A 1,582-nucleotide genomic window follows, 5' to 3' on the forward strand; every position below is an offset into this window, starting at 1 on the left:
GTGTCGTGTCATTGCTCCTTGGGAGGTTGTGGATGCCGTCGGTCGTCGGACTGCTGGAACAGCAAGAGGCCGCCGCTCGCCGTCGAGTCGACGGGCTGCGTGAGGAGGCCGACCGCATCCAGGCCGAACTCGCCGCGGCCGAAGTGGAATGGCAGGAGTGGGTGATCGCTCGCAGGCGGGTCGATACGGTGCTGGCTCCGGATGGCGGCAGCATCGCCGGCATGGAGGTCACCCCGGATCCACAGAATGCGGACGCGCCGCCGACGCCCCGGGATGCGGCGAAGGCAAAGTCGCAGGTGCCGGTGTGGCACCAAGGGCTGGCCTGGTCGGCGCTGTCCGTGGACTACCAGCGCATCCTGCAGACTCTCACGGACCGGCACCGGCTCGGCCAAGGGCCGCTGACCTGCCAGGAGATGACCCAAGCGTTCGGCATGGACGTGGTGCCGGCGCGGGTGGAGGCACTACGGTCGAAGGCGAAACGCCTGGTCGCGCGCGGCTGGCTGGCCGAGCCGGCGCCGGGCCGCTTCACCCTCGCGCAGGGCGTGGCCTCGCCAGGCGACGGGTCATGAGCAGGATCATCGACCAGTAGACCATCGCCTCGGCGCTGGTGGTGCGCCGCTCGAAGTCGCGCACCAGGCGGCGGGTGCGCATCAGGTGGGCGAAGAGGCGCTCGACGATCCACCGCTTGGGCAACACCACGAAGCCACGCATGTCATCGCTGCGCTTGACGATCGCCAGCACCAGGGCCAGCGCGGCCAGGCAGTACTCGACGAGGCTGCCGGTGTAGCCGCCGTCAGCCCAGACCAGGGCCAGCCGGTGGTGCGCGGCGGTCACCTGCTCAAGCAGCACCTGGGCGGCGGCGCGGTCGCCGGTGTCCGCGGCGGTGACCATCACGCCGAGCACAAGCCCGAGCGTGTCGACCACGACGTGCCGCTTGCGCCCGTTGATCAGCTTCCCGCCGTCAAAGCCGCGACTGTCCGAGCCGACGACAGCGTCCGCCTTGACCGACTGCGAGTCGATCACCCCGGCGGTCGGCTCGGCATCCCGGCCCAATGTCTCGCGCAGGCGATCCCGCAGCCGGTCGTGGAACTCCGTGACCAGCACGTGGTCGCGCCAGCGACGGAAGAACGCATACACACGGTCCCACGGCGGGAAGTCGGCCGGCATCGCGCGCCACTTGATGCCGTTGTCCACGAGATAGCGAACCGCGTCCAGCATCGTCCTATGACAGTACGCCTCTGGCCGACCGCCCCGGCCACGCATCCAGCCCGGCACCGGCAGCAGTGGCCGGATGGCCGCCCACTCCGCGTCCGTCATGTCCGTCGGATACCGGCGCCGCCGCTCGGATCGGTCAGCCGCGTTGCCGTACACGTGCGCGAGGCAATCACACGACAGAGCAGCCGAGTTGGACTGCCCGGCCAACGACACGGAAGACTGCGGCACCGGGGCCTCCTGATGCTCTATGGATTCGACACCCACGAGCTGTTCAGGAGGCCCTACCTTCATGCTCTCGCCACGGCAGGATCACCCAACCGGGAACCCGAGTTCGACCAGCACTGCTCAAGATCGAAAAGACAACAGC

At 69.0% G+C, this 1,582-nt stretch carries 2 protein-coding genes; one reads left to right on the forward strand and one right to left on the reverse strand.

Going from position 1 to position 1,582, the window contains the following annotated elements; all coding sequences use genetic code 11:
- Positions 1–32: 32 nt before the first annotated feature.
- Positions 33–569: a hypothetical protein gene (locus ACO0M4_RS41035; RefSeq protein ID WP_430369027.1), complete on the forward strand. Its 537-nt coding sequence runs from the start codon at positions 33–35 to the stop codon at positions 567–569.
- Here ACO0M4_RS41035 and ACO0M4_RS41040 read toward each other — a convergent pair.
- Positions 526–1,317, reverse strand: coding sequence for an IS5 family transposase (locus tag ACO0M4_RS41040; protein WP_430369028.1), 792 nt, complete (start codon positions 1,315–1,317; stop codon positions 526–528). The genes ACO0M4_RS41035 and ACO0M4_RS41040 overlap by 44 nt on opposite strands.
- Between the last annotated feature and the right edge of the window lie 265 nt (positions 1,318–1,582).

Origin of the sequence: Streptomyces sp. RGM 3693 (assembly GCF_050471125.1) — a bacterium.
Classification (GTDB): domain Bacteria; phylum Actinomycetota; class Actinomycetes; order Streptomycetales; family Streptomycetaceae; genus Streptomyces.

Coding starts and splice junctions, on each gene's coding strand:
- ACO0M4_RS41035 (WP_430369027.1), top strand. CDS start 33: ATGCCGTCGGTCGTCGGACTGCTGGAACAGCAAGAGGCCGCCGCTCGC.
- ACO0M4_RS41040 (WP_430369028.1), bottom strand. CDS start 1,317: ATGACGGACGCGGAGTGGGCGGCCATCCGGCCACTGCTGCCGGTGCCG.